Raw genomic sequence first — 411 nt, 5'->3', positions numbered from 1 at the left:
CATGTCCTGCGATACCTACGATGAACAGGGCGATGATGATAACGATCGGGGATACGTTCTTCTTTAACAGCCACATGCACAGCAGCGTCAGCAGCAATGGCACGAATCCCGGGATCAGGGAATTTAAGTTATCCTGCAGGGTCGTTACTTTCTCCGGCGTCAGTGACAGTCCGGACGCGTACTGCTGTAATGCTGTCTGGATTCCTTCTGCTCCGGATGGGAGACTGCTCCAGTCGATGTATGCTCCATCACTCAGCTGTACAGTTGATACTACCGGCGTAAAGTTGATGCTTACCCACCGCTCGATCAACGCTCCAAGGACGAACATACCAAGGATAGACGCTCCTTTTGTTACCTTCTGCAGAAGTCCTCCGGAAAGGTCTTCTGTGATCTTGGTTCCTACTCTGTATC

General features: G+C 51.1%; 1 protein-coding gene. It reads right to left on the bottom strand.

Features of this window, described 5'->3' with window-relative positions; translation table 11 throughout:
• Window positions 1–411: PTS system mannose/fructose/sorbose family transporter subunit IID (locus tag JMF81_RS15615; protein ID WP_201312351.1), on the bottom strand; the 411-nt coding region annotated here is incomplete at both ends.

The organism is Anaerostipes butyraticus (genome assembly GCF_016586355.1).
Taxonomy (GTDB): domain Bacteria; phylum Bacillota; class Clostridia; order Lachnospirales; family Lachnospiraceae; genus Anaerostipes; species Anaerostipes butyraticus.
Note: the sequence above shows the minus strand (reverse complement) of the source record. Positions and strands in the feature narration are given on the sequence as shown.